General features: G+C 63.7%; 7 protein-coding genes. All 7 read left to right on the forward strand.

The genetic code is table 11. The features are described 5' to 3' along the window. A partial coding sequence (locus EOD15_RS27685) for an SPOR domain-containing protein (RefSeq protein ID WP_185929094.1) occupies positions 1-1,157 on the forward strand: 1,157 nt, incomplete at its 5' end. Positions 1,158-1,289: 132 nt separating this feature from the next. Further along, positions 1,290-2,309, forward strand: coding sequence for a beta-N-acetylhexosaminidase (gene nagZ, locus EOD15_RS27690; RefSeq protein ID WP_127409026.1), 1,020 nt, complete (start codon positions 1,290-1,292; stop codon positions 2,307-2,309). Positions 2,310-2,369: 60 nt separating this feature from the next. Next, on the forward strand, positions 2,370-3,170 hold the full coding sequence (locus tag EOD15_RS27695; RefSeq protein ID WP_050596706.1) for a ScpA family protein: 801 nt from the start codon (positions 2,370-2,372) through the stop codon (positions 3,168-3,170). Next, positions 3,167-3,931 carry an SMC-Scp complex subunit ScpB gene (gene scpB, locus EOD15_RS27700; protein ID WP_127320712.1) on the forward strand — a complete coding sequence of 255 codons (765 nt, stop codon included), beginning with the start codon at positions 3,167-3,169 and terminating at the stop codon, positions 3,929-3,931. The genes EOD15_RS27695 and scpB overlap by 4 nt, the downstream gene beginning before the upstream one ends. A gap of 169 nt (positions 3,932-4,100) precedes the next feature. After that, entirely contained in the window at positions 4,101-4,322 is a 222-nt protein-coding gene (locus tag EOD15_RS27705; RefSeq protein ID WP_023812188.1) for a twin-arginine translocase TatA/TatE family subunit, read from the forward strand. Positions 4,323-4,351: 29 nt separating this feature from the next. Beyond that, positions 4,352-5,152: a Sec-independent protein translocase protein TatB gene (gene tatB, locus EOD15_RS27710; RefSeq protein WP_127320713.1), complete on the forward strand. Its 801-nt coding sequence runs from the start codon at positions 4,352-4,354 to the stop codon at positions 5,150-5,152. Continuing rightward, positions 5,149-5,311, forward strand: a 163-nt coding sequence (locus EOD15_RS27715; protein ID WP_185929095.1) for a twin-arginine translocase subunit TatC, incomplete at its 3' end; no start/stop codon positions are given. The genes tatB and EOD15_RS27715, both read left to right, overlap by 4 nt.

The raw sequence follows: 5,311 nt of genomic DNA on the forward strand, positions 1-5,311 counted from the left end.
AGACAGTGGCTGTTCCGGGTCTTGGCGAGCGTGAGGCCGGGAGGCCAACGCGCGGACGCGGACTGTTCATCGCCGCGATTGTCGGCGCGGTCGCGGTCGCGGGCGGTCTCGGTGCCTTTGCGCTGTCCTTTGGCGGCAAGGGCGGCAGCGAAGCGCCTGTCATCGTCAAGGCCGACAACGCGCCGATCAAGGTCAAGCCGGAGAATCCGGGCGGCGCCGTGGTGCCCAATCAGGACAACAAGGTCTATGACGCGGTCAGGGGCGCCAAGCCAGCCGAGCCGGTCCAGGAAAAGCTGGTCACCAATGTCGAAGAGCCGGTGGACGTCCAGGCGAAAGATCCGGCCCGCGCCATCGACCTTTCGCCGGACCAGAATGCAGCCGCCGCTGGAACCGATGCCGGCAACGCCGCGCCGATGGCCGGCGCCGCTTCGGCCGACAACGCTTCTGCCGACAATACGGCGCCCGCGCCCAAGTCCGAGGACCGCATTGCGCAGGTGCTGCAGGATGCCGACAAGGGCACCAATGCCGATGTCGTCGCCGTTGCGCCGCGCAAGGTGAGGACCATGGTGGTCAAGTCGGACGGTTCGCTGGTGCCGCGTGAAGATCCGGCAGCGCCCGCCGCGCCGCTAGTGGCCGCTACCGAGCCGGTCGATCCGGCGCCGCAGCATGTTGCTCCGGCGGCGCAAGCCGACGCGGACCAGACCGGCACCGTGGCGCCTGCCGCCGCCCAGGCGGACGACGAGCCGGCCCTCAAGCCGGTCGCCAAGCCGAAAGCCGAGGCCCAATCGGCGAACACGCCGGCAAAGGTTCCGCTCGCGCCGCAGCGTCCGTCCGACCAGCCGGTCGATGTTGTCGGCGAGGTCAAGCCCGATCAGGTTGCGTCCATAGACCCGGCATCGACCGCGGCCGGCGGTGGCTCGTGGTCGATGCAGATCGCCTCGCAGCCGACCGTTGAAAGCGCCCAGTCCAGCTATCAGGATCTGCAGCGCCGCTATGGCAGTGTGCTTGCCGGGCGTACCGCCAACATCGTCAAGGCCGAGATCGCCGGCAAAGGCACGTTCTACCGCGTGCGCGTTCCGGCCCAGTCACGCAATGACGCGATCAATTTGTGCACCAGCTACAAGGCCGCCGGCGGCAACTGCTTCGTCTCGCGCTAAAGCCGGGGCCAACCATCAAAAGCCGGCGCGGTCCACCGCGCCGGCTTTTTTCATGGGGAAAGCAGATCCGGCGTTATCCCGGATGAGTCCCTGGCGATTCCCTTTGATCGCACAAAGCCCTAAACTGCCGACATGACCGAATCAAAATCCATGATCCTCGGCTGTGCCGGGAAATCGCTTACCCGCGAAGAAATCAATTTCTATCGCAATGAATGCCCGTGGGCCTTCATCCTGTTTGCGCGCAACATTGGCGAGACCGAACAGATCCGCGATCTGGTCGCCGAGATGCGGGACTGCATAGGGCGTCCGGACGCGCTGGTGTTCATCGATCAGGAAGGCGGCCGTGTGCAGCGCTTGCGACCGCCGCTGGCACCGAACTATCCCGCCGGCGGCGCGCTCGGCGCGCTGTGGCACGACGATCATGATGCCGGCGCCCGAGCGGCCTGGCTGATGGCGCGGCTGCATGCCTTCGACCTGCTGCGCTACGGCATCACAGCCGATTGCCTGCCGGTGCTCGACGTGCCGATCGAAGGCGCCAGCGATGTCATCGGCGCGCGGGCCTATGGCAAGGATCCGCGACCGGTGATCGAGCTCGGCCGCGCAGCCGCGGAAGGGCTGATGTCGGGCGGCGTGCTGCCGGTCATGAAGCATATCCCGGGCCATGGACGTGCCTTTGCCGACACGCATTTCGAACTGCCGGTGGTCAATGCCTCGCTCAGCGATCTGCAGCGGCATGATTTCACCCCGTTCAAGGAGCTTAGCCATCTGCCGATGGCGATGACAGCCCATGTCGTCTACAGCGCGATCGACCCCAACAATCCGGCGACCACCTCCGGCAAGGTCATCGACGAGATCATCCGGCGCGAAATCGGCTTCGACGGGCTGCTGATGAGCGACGACACCTCGATGAAGGCACTTTCTGGGGATTTCCCGACAAAGGCGGCATCGATCCTTGCGGCGGGCTGCGATCTGGTCCTTCACTGCAACGGCGTTTTCGAGGAGATGGCCGGCATCGCATCGCGCACCACGGGGCTTGAGGGCACGTCGTTGGAGCGCGCCAAGCGGGCGCTGACCTATATAAAGAACCGTGACACGGTCGAAGAAACCGAAATACGTGCCGAATTCGCCACCTACTTCGATGCGGTGGCATAGCAAAGGGAAAGTGACGGAGTGGCGGAGACATTGGAAAGCAAGGCCTCGAAGGCCGCACCGATGGACCGTCTGTGGGCCGAGAATGACGATTCACGCGTTACCGGCGACCCGTCGCTGGTTGTCGACGTGGCCGGCTTCGAAGGTCCGCTCGATCTTCTGCTGCATCTTGCCCGCACCCAGAAGGTCGATCTGGCTCGCATTTCGATCCTGGCGCTGGTCGAGCAATATCTGACCTTTGTCGAGACGGCGAGGGCGCTCAGGCTGGAGCTTGCCGCCGACTATCTGGTGATGGCGGCGTGGCTGGCCTTCCTCAAGTCCAAGCTCCTGATCCCCAAGCAACCCGGCGACGAGGGCGAAAGCGGTGAGGAACTGGCGGCGGTGCTGCAGTTCCGCCTGAAGCGGCTGGAAGCCATGCGCGACGCCTCGGCGCGTCTGGTCAACCGCAACCGGCTCGGCCGCGATGTGTTCGCGCGCGGCATGCCGGAAATGGTCATCGTCGAAAAGCGTAACGCCTATTCGGCCTCGCTCTACGATCTCTTGACCGCCTATGCCCAGCAACGCCAGAAGCAGGCGATCAACAATGTGACGATCGCCAGGCGCGGTGTCTGGTCGCTCAAGGATGCGCGCGACATCCTGACCCGCCTGGTCGGGGCTGCAAGCGACTGGACGGCGCTGGAAAGTTTTCTGATCGCATACATGACCAGCCCCGAGGAGCGGCGCACGGCAATCGCCAGTTCTTTTGCGGCAACATTGGAACTGGTGCGCGACGGCACGATGGACGTGCGGCAGGATCAGACGTTCGCGCCGATCTACCTGCGCGGGCGCACGCAGGCAATCAAGGCAGTCGAGGTGGCATCATGAGCGAAAGCGCCAACGCTTCGGTTATCCCGTTCAAGGTCGGCGATGCACCCGAAGAGGAGTCGCTTTCCCGGGATCCGGCCGAGCAGCTACAGAACCCGGCCGAGCGGCTGTATCTGGCCGAGGCCGTGCGCATGGCCGAGGCGATCGTGTTCGCCAGCGCCGAACCCGTCAGCGAAAAGCAGCTCGCGGCACGCCTCCCTGACGGCATCAACATTGCCCTGGCCATGGCCGAGCTGCAGCAGATCTATGCGCGGCGTGGCGTCAATCTGGTGCGTGTCGGCGACGCCTGGGCGTTCCGCACCGCCGGCGACCTGGCTTTCCTGATGAGCCGCGATACCGTCCAGCAAAGGAAGCTCTCCCGCGCGGCTCTCGAAGTGCTGGCGATCATTGCCTATCACCAGCCGGTGACGCGTGCCGAGATCGAGGACATCCGCGGCGTCGAAACCTCGAAAGGTACGCTCGACACGCTGCTGGAAACGGAATGGGTGCGCATGCGCGGCCGGCGAAAGACGCCCGGACGCCCTGTGACCTACGGTACGACGGAGACCTTCCTCGACCATTTCGCGCTGGAAGAGATTCGCGATCTTCCTGGCATGGAGGAACTGAAGGGGGCTGGACTGCTTTCGGGCCGCATGCCGTCGAATTTCTCCATTCCGCAGCCGCCGGCCGATCCCGACGCATTGACCGACGACGAGGATGCGCTGACCGACATCGATCTCGAGGAACTCGGCCTGCTGACGCCGCGCGTCACGGAAGATTGACTGGCATTGGCGGCCAACTTGATGAGGATGCGCGGATTCGTAGCGGGCGTTCCCGTCGAAAATGCGTGACATCCGTCACCCTTTCATAAACTCTGTCGCAGTTGTGTTTGAATCCCAACGCGAAAACGCATAGATCATCGCCAGGGAAAACATTCGAGAGAGATTTGCTATGGGTTCATTTTCGATTTGGCATTGGCTGATCGTGCTGGTGATCGTGCTTTTGGTGTTCGGCCGCGGCAAGATTCCCGAGCTGATGGGCGATATGGCCAAGGGTATCAAGAGCTTCAAGAAGGGCATGGCCGACGACGAGGTTGCCGAAGACAAGCGCACCGTCGAACATCGTGCCGACGAGACCGTTGCGGCCGCGAAGGAAAAAGCCAGCAAGAGCTGAGCCCAAGGTTCTAGTCGGAACAGAGTGCCATGTTTGAAGTCGGCTGGACCGAAATGCTGGTCATCGCGATCGTCATGATCGTGGTCGTCGGACCCAAGGATTTGCCCAATATGCTGCGCACCTTCGGCCGCACGACGGCGAAGCTGCGCGCCATGGCGTCCGATTTCCAGAAACAGTTCAACGAGGCGCTGAAGGAAGCCGAGCTCGACGACGTCAAGAAGTCCGTCGACGAGCTCAGGGGCATGAGCCCGATGGCTGAGATCAGGAAGCAGCTCAATCCGTTCGAACAGGCCGCGGCCGACGTTCGCTCCGGCGTCGATGCGGCGATGAAGCCGAAGCCGGCAGCCGATCCGGCAAGCTCTGTCGCTTCGACCCCGCAAGCGGCCGAGCCGTTGAAGAACGGTGCAACGACCATGCCTGGCGTCAACGGGCCGGAAGCAGCGCCAGCAGCGCCGGTTTTTCCGGCAATGACCGACGAATCGGTGGTGACCTCGTCGGCGCCGGCGGAACGCGTTGCGGCGCCGAAGGCGTCGGCGGCGAAGAAACCAACCAAGCCTGCGCCGGCAAAAGCGACGCCGGCTGCAAAAGCTTCGGCAAATGGTGCAAAGGTTGCCGCGAAGGCAGCGTCTGCGTCCAAGACGCAGGCGAAGGCCATGACGGCGGCACAGCCTGAAGCGCCCAGGGCCAAGACGCCCGCTGAGGCCAAGGCTGTCGCGGCCAAAGCCGTGGCGACCAAGACTGTAGCGACCAAGATGGGGGCGAAAGCCGAACCGAAGCTTGCAGCGGTGAAGAAGCCGGTGGCCAAGAAGACGGCTGGAGCCGCCAAGTGAGCGTTTCGGACACCGAAAAGGACGAGATCGAGAAATCGTCGGCGCCGCTGATGGAGCATCTGATCGAGTTGCGCCGGCGGCTGATCTGGTCGCTGGGCGGCTTCTTCGTTGCCTTCCTGGTCTGTTTCTTCTTCGCCAAGAAACTGTTCAACCTCCTGG

This window comes from Mesorhizobium sp. M7A.T.Ca.US.000.02.2.1 (assembly GCF_003996995.1).
GTDB lineage: Bacteria > Pseudomonadota > Alphaproteobacteria > Rhizobiales > Rhizobiaceae > Mesorhizobium.